This is a genomic window from Ruegeria sp. BE3 (assembly GCF_056538865.1).
On sequence record NZ_JBQFTW010000004.1, the window covers coordinates 107,381 to 128,901 of the forward strand.

Here is a 21,521-nt window from a genome sequence, read left to right on the forward strand (position 1 = left end):
ATCAGCTCGCTTTGGCGATCAACCGGTCGGGCAACCCGTTGGCCCAGGCACTGATCGTACCCGCACCGAGGCAGACGACCATATCGCCGGGACGGGCCTGTTCGCGCACGAGGCGTTCGAGGTCACTTTCATCCAGTATGGCCCGCGCATGACGGTGGCCGTGGCGGATCAGACCTTCGACCAGATCATCGCGGCTGGCGCCCTCAATCGGGTCTTCGCCCGCGGCAAAGACCTCGGCAATGGCGACCACATCGGCGTCGTTGAAGCAGGTGCAGAAATCGTCGAACAGGTTGGAGAGGCGCGAATAACGGTGCGGCTGGTGGACGGCGATGACGCGGCCCTCGGTGGCCTGACGTGCAGCCTTGAGAACGGCTGCAATCTCGACCGGGTGGTGGCCGTAATCGTCGATGATGGTGACACCGTTGATTTCCCCGACCTTGGTAAAGCGGCGGTTGACGCCGCCGAAATTGGCCAGTGCCTCGCGAATTTCGCTGGCCTTCATGCCCAGATGGCGGGCCACGGCCACGGCGGACAGGGCGTTCGAGACGTTGTGGTCCCCCGGCATCGGCAGGGTACAGCCCTCGATCACCTTGTCTTCGTATTGCAGGTGGATGTCGAAATGGGCGACGCCGCCTTTGTAGGTCAGGTTCTCGGCCCGCACATCGGCCTGCGCGTTGAAGCCATAGGTGCGCACACGGCGGTCAGTGATGCGCCCGACCAGAGCCTGCACCTCGGCATGATCCGTGCAGCAGACGGCCAGACCGTAGAAGGGCAGGTTTGAGACGAACTCGTGGAAACCGTCGCGCAGTTGGTCGAAATCGCCCCAATGCTCCATATGCTCGGGGTCGATATTGGTGACGATGGCGATGGTTGCAGGCAGGCGATTGAACGAGCCATCAGATTCGTCGGCCTCAACCACCATCCATTCACCCTGCCCCATCCGCGCGTTCGAGCCATAGGCGTGGATGATGCCGCCATTGATGACGGTGGGGTCGAAATCTCCGGCGACCATAAGCTCGGCCATCATCGTGGTCGTGGTGGTCTTGCCGTGGGTTCCGGCGATGGCGATGTTCGAGCGCAGCCGCATCAGTTCGGCCAGCATGTCGGCGCGACGCACGACCGGAAGGCCCTGAGCGCGCGCCTCGTCCAGTTCCGGATTGCCCGGCTTGATCGCGGTCGAGACCACGACCACGGCGGCGTTCTGCAGGTTTTCGGCGCGCTGGCCGACAAAGATTTCGGCCCCCAGCGAGGCCAGACGATCGGTGATTTTCGACGCCTTGAGATCCGACCCCTGCACCCGGTAGCCAAGGTTCAGAAGCACCTCGGCAATGCCCGACATCCCGATCCCGCCGATGCCCACAAAGTGGATCGGCCCAACGTCCTGCGGCAGTTTGGTTGCTGGATTCATGAGGTCTCCTTCTGCGCCAGTTGTTCGACAAGGGCGACCAGACGCTCGGTCGCGTCCGGAGCCCCAACCGATAGCGCGGCATGGGCCATTTGCTGTGCGGCTTCGGGGTTGGTGAAAACCGTGGTCATTTGCTGTGTCAGCGCGGCAACGTCAAGGGCGTTTTCGGGGATCATGATCGCCCCGCCCGCCTGAACCAGCCCGCGCGCATTGGCGGTCTGGTGATCTCCGGCGGCTGCGGCGAAGGGGATCAGGATCGAAGGTCGCCCGATCACCGAGATATCGGCAACGCTGGACGCGCCCGAGCGCGAGATGACCAACTGCGCCTCGGACATTCGCCGGGGGACGTCTTCGAAGAAGGGCTGCACATCGGCAAGGATGCCGTGTTCGGCATAGAACGCGGCCACACGCGCCTGATCTTCTGCGCGCGCCTGGTGCGATACACGGATGAAACCGCGCAGATACTCTGGCAGCGCCGCAATCGCGTCGGGCACCACGTCGCTGAGGATGCGTGCGCCTTGCGAGCCGCCCATGACCAGCACCGACATCGGATAATCGCCCGGTGGGATATAGGGGGCAGCGGCGCGCTCCAGCACAGCGGCGCGTACCGGGTTGCCAGTGTGGAGACCTTGCGCCCCGTCGGGCAGGTCTGTGGGCCAGACGCCGCAGGCCACCTGTGCCACGCGGGTGGCAAAGAGCTGGTTCACGCGTCCCAGCACTCCGTTCTGTTCGTGGATCATGCGGGGGATTTTCAGCAGTGTCGCCGCGCCCAGCGCCGGGATCGACGGATAGCCGCCAAAGCCCACCACCACGTCCGGCTTATCACGCATCATCCCTGCCGCCATGCCGGTCACGCCCGCGGCAATCTTCGGCCCGACCATCACCTTGGCGGCCAGACCGCCACGGGCGAAAGTGGCGGAGGAGGCCTCGACGATTTCGACGCCTTTGGGAAACGCGCCGGTATAGCGTGCGCCACGGGGATCGGTGGACAGGCGCACGCGCCAACCCTTGAGCAGCATCGCCTCGGCCAACGCCTGCGCGGGGAACATGTGCCCCCCGGTGCCGCCCGCCGCAATCAGAAGGTAAGGTTTGCCCATCAGCCTCGTCCGCGCAGAATGTCACCGAGTTCGCCTTGTGGGCGGGTTCGGGTGAAGGCCAGCAACATGCCAACCGCAATTCCGCCCGCGATCAGCGACGAGCCGCCATAGCTGACGAAGGGCAGCGTCATGCCCTTGGCGGGCAGCAGGCGCACGGCGACGCCCATATTGATCATCGCCTGAACGCCGAACATGCAGGCCAGACCGGTGCCAGCCAAACGGATGAACATGTCGCGTTCGCGCATCAACCGCAGCAGCGAGCGCACCACGATCAGCGAATAAAGCGCGATGATGATCAGGACGAGGATCAGGCCGTATTCCTCGGCCGCAACCGCGATGATGAAATCCGTATGCGCATCGGGCAGAGACCATTTCACCTGCCCCTCACCGACACCGACACCAAACAAGCCGCCTTCGCGGATGGCGTTGGTGGCATAGCCCAGCTGGGTGGTCGGATCGACCTCTTGATTGAGGAACCCGTCGATGCGGCGGGCGAAGTGTTCGGAATTGGAATAGGCGAACATGCCGCCCAACACGACCGCCCCGGCCATGCCCAGCAGCAGCAACATCGGTGCGCCGGCCACGAAATACATCACGCCCCAGCCAAAGAGGATCAGACAGGCCTGCCCGAAATCTGGCTGCATCACCAGCATCGCGACGATGGACATACACAGTGCAAACGACCAGAGCCGCCCCGGCGGGCCATTGATCTCTTGCGAGGCGGCCAGCAGCCATGCGGCGACGACGACGAAACCGGGTTTGAGGAATTCTGACGGCTGCAGCGAGGCAAAGCCCAGCGAATACCAGCGCACCGCGCCCTTGCCGAAATCGGTGCCGAAAATCGGCAGGAAAGCCAGCGCTACGAAGGAGGCCAGAAAGCCCAAGATCGCCAGACGTCGCACCAGCGTGGGCGACATCATCGAGGTCAGCAGCATCGCAACCAGTGCCAGCCCGCCAAACAGCGCCTGACGTTCAACATAGTGGAACGGATCGAACCCATTGCGCCCCGCGAGCGGCGGCGATGAGGCCAGCCCCAGCAGAAGCCCGATGACAAACAGGATCAGAACGCAGGACATCGTCCAGCGGTCAATCGTCCGCCACCACTTTGGAAGAATCGGTTCGCCGCGCTGGTCCTGGACCGCGCCATACACCATCTCAGTCATGAGATACCGCCACTATCTGCCTCGTACACGTCCCGTTTTCGGGATCTGATTGAGAGTCTACAGCGATTTTTGCATTCAGGCCAGTGGAATGACGGCGTTTGAGCGATTTCTGAGCGGCACTGTTTCAATCACAGGCGACCGTCTTTCCGGCTGAAGATTGCAGATGTCAGTCGAAGCGTCGAAACCGACCCAAACGCGGTGATTAACTTCGCTTTATAAAGGCCCATTTTCGTTGCGAAATGCGGGCGCCACGGTGCTTTCACGGCAAGGCGATGAGGTGACGTTCAGGATGTTCTACCCGGCCAGCAGCGGTTTGCGGTTCTTCACATGACGCCGGATCAGCGAGCGAACCTGCCCGCCCCGCGCCGGTGTCAGACGCGCAAGTTGCGGTGCATGAACACCAGTCGCGACCTCGGGGAACAGCGCCTCGATTTCGGCCAGAGCGTCTTTGCCGACGCCTTTCAGGGCTTCGGGTCCTGTGAACAGGCTCTCGGATGGGGCGCCTTCGGCGAAGACCACCTCGTGCCGGTCGAACAGCATGTGAACATAAGTGATCGAGGTTGCGTCTTCGTCAACAGATACGCCTGGCAGATCCAGAAGCTTCCCTGCCGGGATCAGAACTTCGCCCGTCTCGAACATGCGCACCGCAATCGGAGACCGCACAAGCATGCGATGCTGCGGCGATACACGCAGGTCGCGTGCTGGCAGGCCCTCGCCCAGCGCACCTTTGGCAATCCGGATCGGGCGCAGCTTGGGTTTGGCTGCTAAATCAACGCGATCCAGATCGCGTGAACCGATCCAGCGAATGATCTGTGGGCCATGGTCAAGGGTCAGCACCGCATCCCCGGCCTTGAGCGTTTCGATCGCGCGAGGCCCATCCGGGGTTTCGATCCGGGTGCCCGTGACAAAGCATGGCACAACCGTATCGACATCGATGTTCGGGCCGTTATCAACAACGCCATTGATCGTGAGCGTTGTGTTCAGAGGCGGAACAGAGCCCCCGATAAAGGCCAGGAAAAAGCCTGCTTCTTCGTTGATCGTGAGGGAGTTTCCATCACCGTTGATGTCGTAGTCGAAGACGCCGATCTCATAGGTGTTGGTTCCGTCCGTCACCTCAATCGTGAAGTCCCAATAGATGGCATTTCCCGCAAGGGTTTGCGTCGGATCGTTGGGGGTTTCGTTGCTCTGGTCGTCGCCGTCGAAAATGGTCCCGTCCGCCCCATCCTCGATCGTGATCTGACTGTAGCTCGAAATCTGGAAGGTCGTGCCCGTCGCGTCGAACGTGACATCTGCAGCAGACAGCGTGGAATCGGTGCGAAACGCACCAAAGATTGTTGTCGGCATTGGGGGCAACTCCACCAGAACTGAAAAACACGCGCTCTGTTTCTTAACCAAAAGCACTAAGGTTTTGCTAAAGACAGCTTGCACACCGGTCAAGTGAGTCTAACCAATTCGTCAGATCTTGTGACCGATGCACATCCTTCCGGGCGACCACGAACCAACACTGGCTGTTCAGAGATCCGAATTCGCCGGGGCTTGAGCACGTCAGCCCCTTGCCTTCGCGCCGATTACAGGCCAAGGGCGGAGGCATGAATTATGACACGATCATCCTTGGCGCCGGGGCTGCCGGCATGATGTGCGCCGTCCATTGCGGCGGGCGCGTGCTGGTGATTGATCATGCAAAAGCGCCGGGTGAAAAGATCCGCATCTCAGGCGGTGGGCGATGCAATTTCACAAATATGTATGCGGGGCCGAGCAATTTCCTGTCGAACAATCCGCATTTCAGTAAATCCGCGCTGGCACGGTATACGCAGTGGGATTTCATCGATCTGGTCGGTCGCCATGGCATTGCATGGCATGAGAAAACGCTGGGGCAGCTGTTCTGCGACGGGTCGTCGAAGCAGATCATTCAGATGCTGCTGGACGAGATGGAGCGCGCCGGGGCCACGTTTTGGGTTCAGACCAGTTTGCGCGATCTGCGCAAGACCGAGAGTGGCTTTGCCCTGGACGTCGAACGCGAGGGCAAGCGCATCCCCCTGACCTGCCGCAATCTGGTGCTGGCCACCGGCGGCAAGTCGATCCCCAAGATGGGCGCGACCGGGCTGGCCTATGACATCGCGCAGCAATTCGGGCTGCAGGTGACCGAAACGCGGGCGGCGCTGGTGCCGTTCACCTTCTCGGACGGGCGTTTCAAGGACCTGTCCGGCGTCTCTCTGGCCGCGCGTCTGTCCAATGCGCGCACCAGCTTTGACGAAGCTCTGTTGTTCACCCATCGCGGGCTGAGCGGACCTTCGGTGCTGCAACTGTCTTCCTATTGGCACGAGGGGGAGGAGGTCAGGGTTAACCTGATCCCCGATCTGCCGCTGTTCGATCTGCTGCGCGATCAGCGGCAGGCCGGTGGGCGCAAAGCGCTGACCACCGAGTTGGCGCGCCACCTGCCCACGCGGCTGGTGGACCATCTCAAGCATCATATACCGATGAAGGGCAATCTTGCGGATCAGTCCGACGCGGCGCTGTCCGATCTGATCGCTGCGCTGTCCGACTGGCGGCTTACGCCGTCAGGCACCGAGGGCTATCGCACGGCCGAGGTGACTCTGGGCGGGATCGACACCGAGGGCCTGTCGTCGAAAACGATGGAGGCCAGGGATGTCCCCGGCCTCTATGCGATTGGTGAAGCGGTGGATGTCACCGGCTGGCTGGGTGGCTACAACTTCCAGTGGGCGTGGTCCTCGGGCCACGCCGCGGGAAGCGCCATCGCAGGTCGTTAGCCGACAACGTTGTAGCCACGTCCGCGCATGCAGTTGCGCACGATGACTTCCTTGTTCTGGTTCTTGTTGATCACATCGGCACCAGCCCCGACCAGAGCACCGGCAACGGCTGCGCGACCCAGATTGTCGCTGCTGTCCTGAACGATGCCGGTGACGGCAGCAGCACCTGCCGCGCCGATGGCCGCGTTCCCTGCGGTCGATCCGTCAACACCGGGCTGCGAGGCGGCCAGTTGCTGGCACTGCGCCAGATCAGAGTTGTAGTTCGGGCCCACCGGACCGTCGATCACCGGCTGATAGCTGGCGCCAGTATTGGTGCAGGCCGCTACAGCCAGCAGAGCGGGAACGACCAGAAAAAGTTTACGATTTGGCATATTCATGACCTCGTGTTGAATTTCCTGAAGGCAAAAACCAATGCGCATGGCGCGTCAAGCAGATAGGCCACAGCTTCGCCGAACCGGCAATCTATTGCAAATGCCCCGCTTTCAGAGGCGTTTTTTGACCTCAGCCACGAAATCATCGCCGCGCTGTTCAAAGTTGTCATACTGGTCAAAACTGGCCGCGGCCGGGGCCAGCAGGACCACTTCACCCGATTGCGCGTCAGCCATGGCCTGTTCGACGGCAGCGGCCATGGTGGTGCAAACCTGCGCCTCGGCGGTCAGTTGCATGGCAAAGCCCGCCGCCTCGCGCCCGATGACATAGGCCTTGATCACCTGATCCCCTGCCCCGTTCAGCGCCTCAAGCCCGCCTTCCTTCTCAAGCCCGCCGCAGATCCAACGTATCTTCTTGAACGCGCTCAGCGCTTTCAGGGCGCTGTCCACATTGGTGGCTTTCGAGTCGTTCACATAGGTTACCCCACCCGCCTCAGCGATGATCTGACTGCGGTGCGGCAGGCCCGGGAAGCTGTGCAGCGCGTCCTCGATCACGCGCGGGGCAAGGCCCAGAGAGCGGCAGGCGGCATAAGCGGCGCAGGCGTTCTGGTGATTATGCGCACCGGGCAGGCCCTTGATCGCTCGCAGGTCGATCGATCCGGCCTGGCGGCCTTTGCGGTATTCCGACAGGAAGCCTTTGCGGGCAAAGACCTGCCAGCCTGGCCCGGTCAGCTTGCGGGCAACCGAGATGCGGATCACCCGGTCATCCGATGGCCCCTCGGCCAGTTGGCCCGCGAGAAATGCGCCCTCGGCCTCATCTATCCCGATCACGGCCCGGTCCGGGCCACCTTCGGCAAAGAGACGACGCTTGGCTGCAAAATAACCGCCCATGCCCCCATGCCGATCCAGATGATCGGGTGAAAGATTGGTGAACACCGCCACATCCGGGGTCAGCGCGCGGGCCAATTCGGTCTGATAGCTGGAAAGCTCCAGCACCACGACCGATCCATCGCCGCCCGGATCGATATCCAGCACACCGCGCCCGATATTACCCGCCAACTGCGAGTCGCGCCCGGCCTCTGTCAGGATATGATGGATCAAAGCGGCAGTCGTCGATTTGCCGTTCGAGCCCGTCACCGCGATCACCCGAGGCGGGGTGTCATAGTTATGCCATTCAGGCCCCGCAAAAGAGCGGAAGAACAGGCCGATATCATTGTCGACCGGCACACCGGCGTCCAAAGCAGCGGCCACGACCGGGTTAGGCGTGGGGTAGAGATGCGGAATGCCCGGTGAGACGATCAGCGAGGCTATGTCATCAAACGCCCCGTGACGGCGCAGATCGGCGCAGGCAAAGCCTTCACCCTCAGCGGCCTCACGCGCGGCAGGGTTGTCATCCCAGCAAATCGGCTTGGCCCCGCCAGCCCGCAACGCCCGCGCCGTGGTCAAACCCGACCGGCCCAGTCCCAGAACCGCAACTTTCTGTCCTGAAAATCCTTTGACCGGGATCATCTGCCGCCCTTTAGTTTCCAATCCGTTTCGTCGAATTTCATGGCTAACGGATCACGCCCGGATTGACCAGACAATCACTTCAGGCCTCCGGTTCGGGTTCGTGCTTTGCTGTCAGCGCATCGAGGTTGTTCTGGATAATGATGGTCGTGGGGTGCTCCTCCCTCATCTGATCTTGATGTATCTTCAGCGCCGATTGAAACAAATCGCTAGCCTCTTGATGCCTACCCTGCTCTTTCAGCAGCAAGGCAAGATTGTTGAGGTGCCCCGCATAGTCTGGATGCTCGATACCTATAGTAGCTTCATCAATCGCTAAAGCCTCGCGGTACAGCTTTTCAGCCTCCTCGAAACGCTGTTGCAATTCTATTACTGCTGCGAGGTTGCTAAGGTAGGTGGCGCGGATTGGCCGTATTTTGTCATTTTGCGCATCTATTATTTCCAAAGCCTCGCGATACAAACGTTCGGCTTCTTCGTATCGCCCTTGCTCCCTGATTGCAGAGGCGAGGTTGTTGAGTTCCATCGCATAGCCTGGATGCGACGTGCCAAGTGTTTCCTTGTCAATCCTCAGCGCCTCGCGATGCATCTGCTCAGCCAGTTCACTTTGCCCAAGAACCCTGATGCAATTCGCGTGATGACCAAGCGCTCTCGAATAGTTTTGCGACATTTCTCCGGTACGCAACAACGCAAGCGGCACACTTCTTCTGGCGGCGACTTCTGCAAGAACATAGTGTCCATCCTTTTCCAAAGCCAAGGAAAGGGAATTTAGCTCGACATCCGACATCCCCTCCCAGTTCAGTGCCTCGATAGGATCGCCCCGGGCAATGTCTTGCGCTCTGGTGGTTGCAAGGTCCTGCATTTCCGCCAGACGTTTATTCTGTGGATCAGCCGCCAGACCAATTTGCGCAAACCGCCGCGCGTCCTCAATCGCGAGCGGATCCGATTCACTATCCAAGATGCGCTGTTCAGTGAGGATTTCAGCGGCCCGTCCAAAAGCTTCGGACTGTCGTTCTGTGAACCGCGTCGCAAGCGTATCCAATTCTGCGTATTTCCCTGATGCAGCAAGTTCATCGGCCTGATCCAGAAATCGTTCGGGGTCGACAAACATCAATCTAGCATCAGCCTGAGCAAGACGCTTTCTCAGATCATCACGCTCTTGTTGTGTGGTATAAAGCTCGCCCTTGACGATCTTTTCTTTGCGAAGAAATCCAACAGCGGCCAAAGCTGCAATAACCGCAGCAGTTGCGCTGACAACTGAAACCCAAAATTGAGCCTGTTCCCACATATCCAAATACCTTCCATTTGCGCCACCTTAGCTAACGGCGGCTCATTTGGAAGGTTGGATTTTTTTGCAATCCCGCAAGAAATATAGAAAGAACCGCTCGTTACCGCACTTTCAGCGTCGCCAGACCGATCATCGCCAGGATCAGCGAGATGATCCAGAAGCGGATCACGATGGTGGGTTCGGCCCAGCCTTTTTTCTCATAGTGATGATGGATCGGGGCCATCAAGAACACGCGCTTGCCGGTGCGTTTGAAGTAAAGCACCTGGATGATCACGCTCAGCGCCTCGACCACGAACAGCCCGCCTACGATGGCCAGCACCAGCTCGTGCTTGGTGGCCACGGCAATTGCGCCCAGTGCGCCGCCCAGGGCCAGAGATCCGGTGTCGCCCATGAACACCGCCGCCGGAGGGGCGTTGTACCACAGAAACCCAAGCCCCGCGCCGAAAAGCGCTGAGGTGAAGATGAAGATCTCACCCGTACCGGGCACATAATGCACATCGAGATATTCGGTGAAGTCGACCCGCCCCACTGCATAGGCGATCACGCCGAGGGTCGAGGCGGCGATCATCGCGGGCATGATGGCCAGGCCGTCCAGACCGTCTGTCAGGTTCACCGCATTGGCGGCCCCCACGATCACGATCACCGCGAACGGGATGTACAACAGGCCCAGATTGATCAGAGTATCCTTGAACACCGGCAGCGCCAGCTGGTTCTGCAAATCGGCGGGGTGATGCAGCGAAGCCCAGAGCGAGGCCAGCACAGCAATGATAATCCCCAGCGCCAGCCGCATCTTGCTGGAGACACCCTTGGTGTTCTGCTTCGACACCTTGGCATAGTCGTCGGCAAAACCGATGGTCGCATAGGCCAGCGTTACGAACAGCACCATCCAGACATATGGGTTGTCCCAGCGCGCCCAGATCAGGGTCGAGGTCACCAGCGCACCCACGATCAGAAGCCCGCCCATGGTGGGGGTTCCGGCCTTGGACAGATGCGCCTCGGGGCCGTCGTCGCGGATCGGTTGGCCTTTGCCCTGCTTGCGGCGCAGCACGTTGATCAGGGGCTTGCCGAACAGGAAGCCAAAGATCAGCGCGGTCAGAAAGGCTCCGCCTGCCCGGAACGTGATATAGCGGAAGAGGTTCCAGAAATCCCCTCCGTCCGACAGGGCGGTTAACCAGTACAACATTACAAAACCTTTCTCACAAAACGGCGGCTCTCTGGCGCGCTGCCATGCCCCATTTGCCGCAGACCGTCAACGATCCGCGCCAGAGCCATGCTGAGCGACCCCTTGGCCATCACTACGTCGCCGCTGCGGATCAGTTCCGGCAGATGGGCGGCCATCTCATCGCTGGTTTCCGTCCACAGCCCGCGCTTGCCCTCGGGCAGGGCCTGATGCAGCGCCTGCATCAGCGGGCCGATGCAGTGCACCTGATCGACATGCGCCATCGCGGGCACCTCGGCCATGGCGGCATGCATGGCGCGTTCTTCAGCGCCCAGCTCTTTCATGTCGCCCAGAAAGGCAATCCGGCGGTCGCCCTGAAGGGCTCCCAACACGTCCAGCGCGGCCTCCATCGAGGTGGGGTTGGCGTTGTAGCTTTCGTCCAGCAGTTTGATCGTGCCGCCGTATTGCAGCCTTATGAGTTCGCGCACACCGCGCCCTTTGACCGGCGACCACCCGCGCAGGCCCGCAATCGCCTGATCCAGATCGACGCCCAGTTCGACGCAAGCGGCCAGAGCGCCCAGCGCGTTCATGGCAAAGTGGGTTCCCGCGGATTGGACATCGAAGGTGATGTCGGCGCCGCCAACAAGTCCGTGCCCCTGCACTGAGTCGGGGCCCTGGAGCACGTTGGTCAGGACATAATCCCGCGCCTTGTGGCCGAATTCGACAATCTTCACACCTTGCGCAGCGGCGCAGTCGCGCAGAATGCCCGCGTGTTCGATATCGGCATTGACGATGGCGGTGCCGCCCTCGGTCAGCCCGTCGAAGATCGCGGCCTTCTCATGGGCGATGCCCGCAACCGAGTCGAAGGCTTCCAGATGGACGGCGGCCACGGTGGTCACCAGCCCCACATGCGGCTGCGCCTGCTGGGCCAGAGGGGCGATTTCGCCCGGATGGTTCATACCGATCTCGATAACGGCGAATTCGGTGTCGCGCGGCATCCGTGCCAGCGTCAGCGGCACACCCCAATGGTTGTTGTAGCTGGCGACGCTGGCATGGGTTTTTCCTTGCGTTTCCAGAATGCTGGCCAGCATTTCCTTGGTCGAGGTCTTGCCGACGCTGCCGGTCACCCCCACCACGCGCGCCTTGGTTCGGGCACGGGCCGCCTGCCCCAGCGCCTCAAGACCCGTCTGTACGTCATCGACGATCAACAGCGGCGCATCCTCGGGCACGCCTTCGGGGATATGCGACACAAGCGCCGCGCCTGCGCCTTTTTCCAGCGCCTGTGCGACGAAATCATGGCCGTCACGGGCAGCTTTGAGCGCGACAAACAGGTCTCCGGGTTGCAGGGTGCGGGTGTCAATCGAGACGCCGTTCACCTGCCAATCGGTGGTGGCGCGGCCCTTGGTGGCTTCGGCGGCCTCGGCTGCGGTCCAGAGCGTCATGCGACCCTCCCGTCCAGAGCGGCTACCGAGATGCTTGCCTGCTCTGCGTCATCGAAGGGCAGGATCTGATCGCCGACAATCTGGCCAGTTTCATGGCCCTTGCCCGCGATCAGCAGCGCATCCCCGGGCTGCAGAGCGTCAACGCCGCGCAGAATGGCTTCGGCCCGGTCGCCCACTTCGGTGGCACCTTTCGCACCCAACAACACGTCGGCGCGTATGGCTGCAGGGTCTTCGCTGCGGGGATTGTCGTCTGTTACAATGACGGCGTCAGCAAATTTTGCGGCCTCGCGCCCCATCAATGCCCGTTTACCTTTGTCACGATCCCCTCCGGCGCCAACAATCGCAATTATCCTTCCCAAGACATGCCGGCGCAGCGCCTTCAAAGCGGTAGCAATGGCCTCTGGTGTATGCGCATAATCCACAAATACCGTGGCGCCATTTTCACGAGTCGCCACCAATTGCATCCGACCGCGCACCGATATCAGGTGCGGCAAAGTATCGAAAACGCGGTTGTGATCTTCGCCGCATGCAATCACGAGACCACAAGCCAGCATCACATTGTGCGCCTGAAAATCGCCAATCAGATTGATAGACCTAACATAAGTTCGTATCTCGGTTGGCGCTTTGTAGGAAAAGCGTAGTTTCTGCCCGGTGTCGCTAAATTGATCGAGATCTCGGATGCCAAAATCCGTATCGCCGTCACCGACGGTGTAGACGGTATTGCCACGTTCTTCAGCCCTTTCAACCAATGTTGGCCCTAGAGGATCATCTGTGTTGATCACGGCTGCTGCATTCGCAGGGAGCAGTTCTGAAAAGAGGCGCGCCTTTGCTTCAAAATAGTCTTCGAACGTTTCGTGATAATCCAGATGGTCACGCGATAGGTTCGAGAAAGCCGCCGCCTTCATCCGCACCCCGTCCAACCGACGTTGGTCAAGCCCGTGAGACGAAGCTTCCATCGCCACATGAGTCACTCCATTTTCAGCCGCTTGGGCCAGGCACCGATGTAATGTGATCGGATCGGGTGTTGTGTGAGCCAATGGCGCTGTCCAGGCCCCTTCGACACCCGTGGTGCCGATGTTTATGGCTTTGTAGCCAAGCTCTGTCCAAATCTGCCGCACAAAAGTTGCGACAGAGGTTTTGCCATTGGTGCCGGTGACAGCAACAATGGTTTTCGGCTGCGCGCCGAACCACAGGGCGGCGGCCCCTGCCAATGCCTGACGGGGGTCTTCGGTCACGATCAGGGCAGCGTCGGATGCGGCCAGTTCTTCGGCGGCGATCTCCGCCCCTTCAGCATCCGTCAGAATGGCAGCAGCGCCCATGCGTAGGGCAAACTGGATGAATTCACCGCCATGGATGCGGGTGCCGGGAAGAGCTGCGAAGAGGAAACCGTCTTTGACCTCACGGCTGTCGACGGCCAGACCGGTGATGTCGGGATTGGCCCCGCCCCGTGCGGTCAGGGCCAGTTCGCTGAGTTTCTTTGACTGATTGCCCATGACCCACCTTTCGCCGGACAGCCTAATTTGAGGTCAGCGTTATAGCAGCGCGCGCCTCAGGCTCAAGCCGGGGTCTGAGGCCCAGCAAGGGTGCCACGCGTCCGATCAGTTCGGCGGCAACGGGGACGGCGGTCCAGCCAGCGGTACGGCGCTTTTCACCGTAGGCGACGATGGACGGCTCATCGAGCGTAACAATCAGCACATATTTCGGATCGTAGGCCGGGAAAATGGTGGCGAAGGTGGCGATCACCTTGTCCTCATAATAGCCACCGCGCGGCTTGGGTTTGTCGGCGGTGCCGGTCTTGCCTGCCACGTCATAACCTTTGACATCACCAAAGCTGGCGGTGCCGTCGGTCACGACTTTGCGCAACATATTCTGCGCCTGCTTGGCGGTATTTTCGGACATCACGCGGGGGCCGTATTGTGGACCGTTGCGGCGCAGGATGGTGGGGCTGACATAGTGCCCACCATTGGCAATCGCTGCGTAACCGGCGGCCAGATGCATCGGGCTGGTCGAGAGGCCGTGACCATAGGAGATGGTCACAGTGCTCAGCTCACCCCATTTCTTGGGCTTGAGCGGTTGCCCGCCCTTGGCCTCGACAATCTCAAACGGGGTGGGGTCGAACATGCCCAGAGCGTTTAGGAAATCCTGCTGTCGCTGCGCACCAATCTGCAGCGCCAACCGTCCGGTACCCCGGTTCGAGCTGTGCACGATCACATCGGCGACACTGATCTCGCCATAGTTCTTGCCGTTGAACTCGCCAATGGGGAAACGTCCGATTTTCATCGGGCCCGAGGTGTCGATGATCGTGTTGGAGTTCACCAGCCCCAGTTGCACCGCCTGCGCGGCAGTGAAGATTTTGAACACCGAGCCCAGCTCATACACGCCCTGCACATAGCGGTTGAACAGCGGGCTGTCCGAGGGATCAAAGCCCGAGGTCGGCGGGCGTGGGCGGTCATTGGGATCAAAAGACGGCAGGGAGGCAGCCGAGACAACCTCGCCGGTATGCGCGTTCATCAGAACGGCTGAGGCGCCCTTGGCGTTCATGATCTTCATGCCACCATAAAGCACCTGTTCAACCGCCGCCTGAACGGTCAGGTCCAGCGACAGTTGAAGGGGTTTGTTGCCGTTGGCCGGGTCACGCAGGTAGTCGTCGAACTGCTTTTCGACACCAGCCACGCCGATGACTTCAGCAGCGCTGACACCTTCGCGGCCAAAGCCCGAGCCGCCCAGAATATGTGCGCCCAGCTTGCCGTTGGGGTACAGGCGCATCTCACGCGGACCGAACAGGATGCCGGGATCACCGATGTCATGCACGGCCTGCTTCTGCTCGGGCGAGATACGTTTCTTGATCCACAGGAACTTGCGCTTGCCGGTGAAGTCTTTGACCAGACGCTCTTTTTCCAGATCGGGAAAGATCGCAACCAGCTGATCAGCCGCTGCGATAGGATCGATCATCAGGGGCGGCTGCGCATAGACCGAATAGGTGTCCAGATTGGTCGCCAGAATGCGCCCCTCGCGGTCGACGATATTGGCGCGCTGCATGGCAATGGAGGCGCCCGGCGCGCTGGCCAGAGGTTCCTGTGCTTCGGACGTCGCCAGAACGCCCATGCGGAAGCCCACGACCGAGAAGGCGCAGAAGAAGAACAGGCCTAGCACCAGCAGGCGGCCTTCGGCGCGCGCGCGGGCGCGGTCTTTCATGTCTTCGTGGCGTTTGCGGATGTTCTCACGCTCAATCGCCTTGGGGTTTTCACCCTTGGCACGGGCGTCGAGAATACGGGCCAGAGGGCGGAGCGGTGTACGGGTCATGGGATCTGCACCTCGATCAACGCCTGGACATCGGTGATGTCTTCGAGTTCAAGCGGGTCGACGATGGGCAGGTCCGGGTCCTCGCCATAGCTGATCTGATCCGCACGGCCAAACTGTTCGGCCCGCAGGGGCAGCAGGCCGAGACGTTCGAAATTCAGGTCTGCCAGTTCGCGCAGTCGGTCAGGACGGTTGAGATAGGCCCATTCAGCGTTCAGCACGGCCAACCGCGCCTGCGCCATCCCGATCTGACGTTGCAGCGATTGCGTTTCTTTCACCACCTGCTGGGTGCGGTAGTTTTCCTGATAGGCCCAGAGCGCCAGCCCGAACACGGAAAGGGCCGTCAACACATACAGAATGCTCTTCATCTTGCTCTTCCCCCCAGTTGCGGCATGCCGATGGCGCGGGCCTCAATTTCCCCCGCCGGGGCGTCCGTCCGGACCGCAACGCGCAGCTTGGCCGAGCGCGCGCGCGGATTTTCCTGTAGTTCCTGCTCATCCGGACCCACAGCCTTGCGGGTCTTGAGCGTGAATTGCGGCTGATCCTGCGCCATCTCGGGCGCGTAGCGGTTGGCGCGCCCGGTTTTTCCGGCGCGCGATTGGAAGAACCGCTTCACCATCCGATCCTCGATGGAATGGAAGGTGACGACTGCCAGTTGCCCGCCGGGTTTCAGGGCGCGCTCGGCGGCCATGAGGCCCTGAAACAGCTCCTCATATTCCGCATTTACCGCGATCCGTAATCCCTGAAAGCTGCGCGTCGCCGGGTGCGACTGGCCAGGTTTCGGGCGCGGCAGGCAGGATTCGATGATCTCGGCCAGACGCAGAGTCGTGGTGATCGGTTCCTCAGCCCGCGCCTTGACGATGGCCTTTGCGATGCGACGGCTAGCTCGTTCCTCGCCGAAATGGAACAGGATATCGGCCAGTTGCGCCTCGGTCGCCGTGTTGACAAGATCGGCGGCGCTTTCGCCCTCCTGGCTCATGCGCATGTCCAGCGGGCCGTCTTTCATGAAGGAAAAGCCGCGTTCGGCCTGATCCAACTGCATGGAAGAAACCCCAAGGTCCAGCACCACACCGTCGAGACCTTGTGCATATTCATCCATGCGAGAGAACACGCCCTGCTGCATCACCAGCCGGTCGCCGTATTCCCCGGCCCAATCGGCAGCCATTTCAAAGGCCAGCGGGTCACGATCCACGCCAATGACTTTCTCGGCCCCGGCCTCGAGCAGACCACGGGTATAACCGCCTGCGCCGAATGTACCATCCAGCCAGACACCGGAAACCGGTGCCACGGCAGCCAGCAACGGGCGCAGCAGAACGGGGATGTGAGGTTTGTCCGAATGGGTCTGAGCGCCGGCCATGCCGTCACCCATCCCCGATGCCGTCGAGATACTGCATCGGATCGAAATCATCCGGCAGATCGTCCAGCCATTCCTCGGTCGTGGCCAGTTCCTCGGCCTCGTATGTCTCGGGCTTCCAGATCTGGAAGGTATCACCGGCGGCGATAAAGAACGCCTCATTCTCAAGATCGATCTTGTTGCGCAGCTTGGCGGGCAAAACCAGCCGCCCGGTCTCGTCCACATTGGTCGGGAAGGACTGACCATGGAACAGGCGCTGCAACATCCGCCGCTGCATCGAGCCACGCGGTAACGCATCAATCTTGGCGTCCACCTCGTCGATCGCTTCCATAGTATAGCATTCAAGGTATTTGCGGCGGTGGTCGCCATAGACAATCACCAGTTCAGGATTGTCACCGGGCTGCCAGTTGGGATCGGAGGCTTCAAGCACACGGCGAAACGAGGCCGGGATCGAGACCCTGCCCTTCGTGTCCACCTTATGGTGGCTTTCACCTCTAAACCTGCGCGCCAAGACGACTGTCCCTTTCGCTTGCGCCCCACCTCAAAATTCACGTTCCCCCCGGATGAAAAACGGCGGGTTGATCTGCTGCCACTGATCAACCCGCCGCATTGACCCGCTGAGCGGGATGTCCAGCTGCGCGCGCCACCTGGGGGGATGTCTGCTCGCCCGCGCGCCGGATCTGTTAAGTGATGAAAGCGAGATGCCTGTATGAAACCTGTTTTTTGTATTTTTGGTTCGGGGTCGTTTGGTGCCCCTTAACTGTCCTCGCCCTCATCGGGTAAACAAGGGATGCCATGGGAAATCATGGAAATCAACAGGAATTTTGTAAGAAGAGAACCGATTCTGGCTTCAAAATAAGATTAAAGCAATCGAAATCCGGATTAATTACACCATAGATTGTGATTCTGACACCCATTAACACCACATATACGCGACTCGGCGTTGAAAAATTTCTTCCCATGATTTCCCAATAATTTTCCTGAATGGCGGTAAATCCGGTGCAAGCACCCATGAAACCCAGCCGACCAGGACGAATCGCGATCGCTTAGGGGGCCAGTCCCATAGGCGACCCATGCTTTCCCATGGCACTGTCACACCACGGGCTGGATCAGAGAAGAACAGCGCTGCCCCCTCTTGATCTGACACAACATGCCCAAACAAACGCCAATCCTGCTTAAGGGATAAGCACCTTTAATCACGGCACCTGAACTGGCAAAAAGCCAACCGCATACGAAAACCTATATTTTAAAGGCAATTATTGGGGCAGCCTGGATTATCCCGACAATCCATGCATTTGCTGCATAGCAGCATTGACGACGCGAGCTATTGTGCAATCGCAGCATTTGCCTATCTTCAGTCTCAAGCAAGCGCCGGACGATGCCGGCAGCAACAAGAATGAACGGATGATGAAGATGGCAGTCGCAAGCACACAAACAGGCCTGAAAGGCGCTCCGGTATTTGGAGTCGCAGCACTGGTTGAAACCGTAAAGACCCGCGTTGCGCGCTACCGCCTGTATCGTCAGACGGTAAACGAACTGTCGGCACTGTCGGATCGCGAACTGACCGACCTGGGCCTGCATCGTTCGATGATCCGTCGGCTGGCCCAGCAGGCCACCGAAGAGCAAACCGCGCAGTAAGCGCGACACAGATACTGAGATCAGGCCCATCCTCCTCCCTTTTGGGTCTGTAATCAGCGGCAACGTCTCTCCTCCTCCCTGACGTTGCCGCACCTTATACCGGCCCTGACCGCCGGAACCTGATACATCGGGGCTCTCCTCCTCCCTGCCTCGATGTTGAAAGCGCGCGGCGACGTCACCCTCCTCCCAGACGTCGCCGCGTCTTCCTCATACCGGGATCAGACCCGGATTCGGATACTTCGGGGCTCTCCTCCTCCCTGCCTCGGAGTTGAAAAGAACGGCGGTTCCCCTTCCTCCTCCCTGGGAACCGCCGTTTTTCTTTCCGACAACAAAAAAGGGGCGCGAACGCCCCCCCTACTTCACCTGGCTAAAAATATCCCAGAGCGCGAGGCAGAGCCTCGCAAATAGTCAGAACGGCACGTCGTCCTTGGCGGTCAGAAAGCGCGAGACCACTTTCTTCACCCCTGCCTTGTCGAAATCGACCTCGACCTTGTCACCCTCGATACCGATCACCGCGCCATACCCGAATTTCTGGTGAAACACCCGCTCGCCCAGCGTGAAACTGGCGACAGCGGTCGCATCAATCACCGTGTTCCGGCTTTCTTTCGGCTGAGACATCCCGTACTGCCCCTGCCGCGCCTGCAGACGTTTCCAGCCCGGAGAGTTATAGACATTCGCCTCGGCCGCGCGGCTTTCGATCCCAGCCGTTGTCTGACCGCCACCATAGAGCCCCGGCGGCGTCAGCACCTCGACATGATCCTCGGGCAGCTCATCGATGAAACGCGATGGCATCGAGTTCTGCCATTGCCCGAACACCCGCCGGTTGGCCGCGAAGGAAATCGTGCAGACCTCTTCGGCACGGGTGATGCCGACATAGGCCAGCCGCCGTTCCTCTTCGAGGCCCTTAAGGCCCGATTCGTCCATGGAGCGTTGCGAGGGGAACAAGCCATCCTCCCACCCCGGCAGGAACACGGCAGGAAACTCCAACCCTTTGGCCGCGTGCAGGGTCATGATCGAGACCTTAGCCCCGTCGTTATCCTGCTCGTTATCCATCACAAGGCTGACATGTTCCAGAAACCCCTGCAGGTTCTCGAAATTGTCCAGCTGATTGACCAGTTCCTTGAGGTTTTCCAACCGCCCCGGAGCCTCAGGCGTCTTCTCGTTCTGCCAATGCGCGGTATAGCCGGATTCGTCCAAGACGATCTGCGCCAGCTCGATATGCGTATGCTCAGGCGCGCCATAGCGGATCGGCGACACCCCATCATCGATCACCGAATCGTCGTCCATTTCGATCCGCGGGCCGCGCGTCATCGCATTCCACCGCGCCAGCCCGTCGATCAATTCACGCAACGCCTTGCCGCCCTTGCCCTTGATCAGACCATTATCGACCGCAATCCGCGCCCCATCGACCAGAGAGACCCCGTTTTCCCGCGCCACCACCTGAATGGTCTGCTGCGCCTTGTCGCCAAGGCCGCGTTTGGGCGTGTTGACGATGCGCTCGAACGCCAGATCGTCCTCGGGGCTGACCACCAGCCGGAAATAGGCCATGGCATCGCGGATCTCCATCCGCTCGTAGAATCGCGGCCCTCCAATCACCTTGTAAGGCAGGCCAATGGTCAGAAACCGGTCCTCAAAAGCGCGCATCTGGTGCGAGGCGCGCACGAGGATGGCGATTTCATCGAGATAGAATCTTGGGAAAGCCGCTTCCAAAGAACGCCCTTCTTGTTGCCTCATTGTTAATTCCCAAATGAGGCTTTTCCTACTGTCATCAGCCAAAAAGCTTTTGTGCTTTTTCAACTTGTCGAGCACATCCTCTCTTCGATTGAGTCCTTTCAAGGCACCCAATTCATCAAGACGCTCTACTTCCCTCATCATTTGATCGGATCGAGAGTTTTGCCTTCGTTTTGCAACAGGCGAACTACCACTAACATAGTCTTCGATCTGCTCTCCGACCCAACGAGCCTCTTCTTCGCCGTCCCAGTGACCGATTAGACGGACCTCTTCACCGTCTCGCGCTGCCGTCCACAGTTCTTTGCCCAGACGGTTCTCGTTACCACGAATAACATTCGACGCAGCCGCCAGAATATGCGGGGTCGAGCGGTAGTTCTGCTCCAGCCGCACCACGAAGGCTCCGGGGAAATCCTTCTCGAACCGCAGGATGTTGCCCACCTCGGCCCCGCGCCAGCCATAGATCGACTGATCATCGTCACCGACACAGCAGATGTTCTTGTGCCCCCCAGCCAACAGGCGCAGCCAGAGATATTGGGCAACGTTGGTATCCTGATACTCGTCCACGAGGATGTAGCGGAACCAGCGTTGATATTGCTCCAGCACATCCGGATGCGTCTGAAAGATCGTCACCATGTGCAGCAGCAGGTCGCCAAAATCCACTGCGTTCAGCTCGCGCAGGCGGGTCTGGTATTGGGCATAGAGTTCGATGCCCTTGTGGTTATAGGCACCGGCATCCGCAGCAGGCACCTTGTCGGGCGTCAGCGCTCGGTTCTTCCAGTCATCGATGATCCCGGCCAGCATCCGCGCGGGCCAGCGTTTGTCATCGATATTGGCCGCCTGCGTCAGCTGTTTCAGCAGCCGCTTCTGATCGTCCGTATCCAGAATGGTGAAGTTCGATTTCAGATCGACCAATTCCGCATGGCGGCGCAGCAGCTTGACGCAGATCGCATGGAAGGTGCCCAGCCACGGCATCCCCTCGGCGGGTCGGCCCAGCATGCGGCCAACGCGCTCTTTCATCTCACGCGCGGCCTTGTTGGTGAAGGTCACCGCCAGAATCTCATTCTCGCGCACCCGATGGGTTCTGAGCAGATGGGTGATCCGCGCCGTCAGTGCCTTGGTCTTGCCCGTCCCGGCTCCGGCCAGCATCAGCACCGGACCATCCAGCCGCTCAACCGCTTCGCGCTGCGCCGGATTTAGGTCGTTGAGGTACTCTGCCGAGGCCGCAGGCATCGCCCGCGCCGACAGCGATGCGCCTTCGAAGGCGTCCATTTCGTCAAAACTGCTCATGGCTCCAAACTACGCCGGATG

The 21,521-nt window shown here is 60.2% G+C and carries 17 protein-coding genes; 2 read left to right on the forward strand and 15 right to left on the reverse strand.

From position 1 onward, the window contains the following. Position 1 precedes the first annotated feature (1 nt). The 4 genes from murC to ACR0AZ_RS11915 form a co-directional block, all read right to left on the reverse strand. A complete protein-coding gene (gene murC, locus ACR0AZ_RS11900; RefSeq protein WP_480658288.1) occupies positions 2–1,408 on the reverse strand; it encodes a UDP-N-acetylmuramate--L-alanine ligase in 1,407 nt (468 codons plus the stop codon). Continuing rightward, on the reverse strand, positions 1,405–2,502 hold the full coding sequence (locus tag ACR0AZ_RS11905) for a UDP-N-acetylglucosamine--N-acetylmuramyl-(pentapeptide) pyrophosphoryl-undecaprenol N-acetylglucosamine transferase (RefSeq protein WP_480667523.1): 1,098 nt from the start codon (positions 2,500–2,502) through the stop codon (positions 1,405–1,407). Before ACR0AZ_RS11905 ends, murC begins: the two co-directional genes overlap by 4 nt. Then, positions 2,502–3,665, reverse strand: coding sequence for a putative lipid II flippase FtsW (gene ftsW / locus ACR0AZ_RS11910; protein ID WP_480470369.1), 1,164 nt, complete (start codon positions 3,663–3,665; stop codon positions 2,502–2,504). The genes ACR0AZ_RS11905 and ftsW overlap by 1 nt, the downstream gene beginning before the upstream one ends. Before the next feature lie 294 nt (positions 3,666–3,959). Beyond that, on the reverse strand, positions 3,960–5,009 hold the full coding sequence (locus tag ACR0AZ_RS11915) for a Hint domain-containing protein (protein ID WP_480470370.1): 1,050 nt from the start codon (positions 5,007–5,009) through the stop codon (positions 3,960–3,962). A gap of 245 nt (positions 5,010–5,254) precedes the next feature. On the opposite strand from ACR0AZ_RS11915, the gene ACR0AZ_RS11920 reads away from it, so the two are divergent. Continuing rightward, a complete protein-coding gene (locus ACR0AZ_RS11920; protein ID WP_480667524.1) occupies positions 5,255–6,433 on the forward strand; it encodes a BaiN/RdsA family NAD(P)/FAD-dependent oxidoreductase in 1,179 nt (392 codons plus the stop codon). Here the strand turns inward: ACR0AZ_RS11920 and ACR0AZ_RS11925 are convergent. The 10 genes from ACR0AZ_RS11925 to mraZ all read right to left on the reverse strand — a co-directional run bounded on the left by ACR0AZ_RS11925 (position 6,430) and on the right by mraZ (position 17,319). Continuing rightward, positions 6,430–6,804, reverse strand: a complete 375-nt coding sequence (locus tag ACR0AZ_RS11925) for a glycine zipper family protein (protein WP_480470372.1) — start codon at positions 6,802–6,804, stop codon at positions 6,430–6,432. The genes ACR0AZ_RS11920 and ACR0AZ_RS11925 overlap by 4 nt on opposite strands. 111 nt (positions 6,805–6,915) lie before the next feature. Further along, positions 6,916–8,310 carry a UDP-N-acetylmuramoyl-L-alanine--D-glutamate ligase gene (gene murD, locus ACR0AZ_RS11930; RefSeq protein WP_480667525.1) on the reverse strand — a complete coding sequence of 465 codons (1,395 nt, stop codon included), beginning with the start codon at positions 8,308–8,310 and terminating at the stop codon, positions 6,916–6,918. A 79-nt stretch (positions 8,311–8,389) separates the two neighbouring features. Beyond that, positions 8,390–9,589, reverse strand: a complete 1,200-nt coding sequence (locus tag ACR0AZ_RS11935; RefSeq protein ID WP_480667526.1) for a tetratricopeptide repeat protein — start codon at positions 9,587–9,589, stop codon at positions 8,390–8,392. A 100-nt stretch (positions 9,590–9,689) separates the two neighbouring features. Continuing rightward, complete coding sequence (gene mraY, locus ACR0AZ_RS11940; RefSeq protein WP_480667527.1) at positions 9,690–10,772, reverse strand: phospho-N-acetylmuramoyl-pentapeptide-transferase; 1,083 nt, start codon at positions 10,770–10,772, stop codon at positions 9,690–9,692. After that, complete coding sequence (locus ACR0AZ_RS11945; protein ID WP_480667528.1) at positions 10,772–12,190, reverse strand: UDP-N-acetylmuramoyl-tripeptide--D-alanyl-D-alanine ligase; 1,419 nt, start codon at positions 12,188–12,190, stop codon at positions 10,772–10,774. The genes mraY and ACR0AZ_RS11945 overlap by 1 nt, the downstream gene beginning before the upstream one ends. Beyond that, the gene (locus ACR0AZ_RS11950; RefSeq protein ID WP_480667529.1) at positions 12,187–13,683 is read right to left on the reverse strand and encodes a UDP-N-acetylmuramoyl-L-alanyl-D-glutamate--2,6-diaminopimelate ligase; all 1,497 of its coding nucleotides are present in this window, start codon (positions 13,681–13,683) and stop codon (positions 12,187–12,189) included. The genes ACR0AZ_RS11945 and ACR0AZ_RS11950 overlap by 4 nt, the downstream gene beginning before the upstream one ends. Positions 13,684–13,705: 22 nt before the next feature. Next, entirely contained in the window at positions 13,706–15,493 is a 1,788-nt protein-coding gene (locus ACR0AZ_RS11955) for a peptidoglycan D,D-transpeptidase FtsI family protein (RefSeq protein WP_480667530.1), read from the reverse strand. Continuing rightward, entirely contained in the window at positions 15,490–15,858 is a 369-nt protein-coding gene (ftsL, locus tag ACR0AZ_RS11960) for a cell division protein FtsL (RefSeq protein ID WP_480470379.1), read from the reverse strand. Before ftsL ends, ACR0AZ_RS11955 begins: the two co-directional genes overlap by 4 nt. Then, a complete protein-coding gene (rsmH, locus tag ACR0AZ_RS11965; RefSeq protein WP_480667611.1) occupies positions 15,855–16,847 on the reverse strand; it encodes a 16S rRNA (cytosine(1402)-N(4))-methyltransferase RsmH in 993 nt (330 codons plus the stop codon). The genes ftsL and rsmH overlap by 4 nt, the downstream gene beginning before the upstream one ends. A gap of 4 nt (positions 16,848–16,851) precedes the next feature. Beyond that, positions 16,852–17,319: a division/cell wall cluster transcriptional repressor MraZ gene (gene mraZ / locus ACR0AZ_RS11970; RefSeq protein ID WP_480667531.1), complete on the reverse strand. Its 468-nt coding sequence runs from the start codon at positions 17,317–17,319 to the stop codon at positions 16,852–16,854. Positions 17,320–18,257: 938 nt separating this feature from the next. Between mraZ and ACR0AZ_RS11975 the strand changes: the two genes are divergently transcribed. Further along, positions 18,258–18,482 carry a DUF1127 domain-containing protein gene (locus ACR0AZ_RS11975; protein ID WP_480667532.1) on the forward strand — a complete coding sequence of 75 codons (225 nt, stop codon included), beginning with the start codon at positions 18,258–18,260 and terminating at the stop codon, positions 18,480–18,482. Positions 18,483–18,890: 408 nt separating this feature from the next. Here the strand turns inward: ACR0AZ_RS11975 and ACR0AZ_RS11980 are convergent, their stop codons facing one another. Continuing rightward, positions 18,891–21,500, reverse strand: a complete 2,610-nt coding sequence (locus tag ACR0AZ_RS11980) for an ATP-dependent helicase (protein WP_480658301.1) — start codon at positions 21,498–21,500, stop codon at positions 18,891–18,893. Positions 21,501–21,521 lie beyond the last annotated feature (21 nt).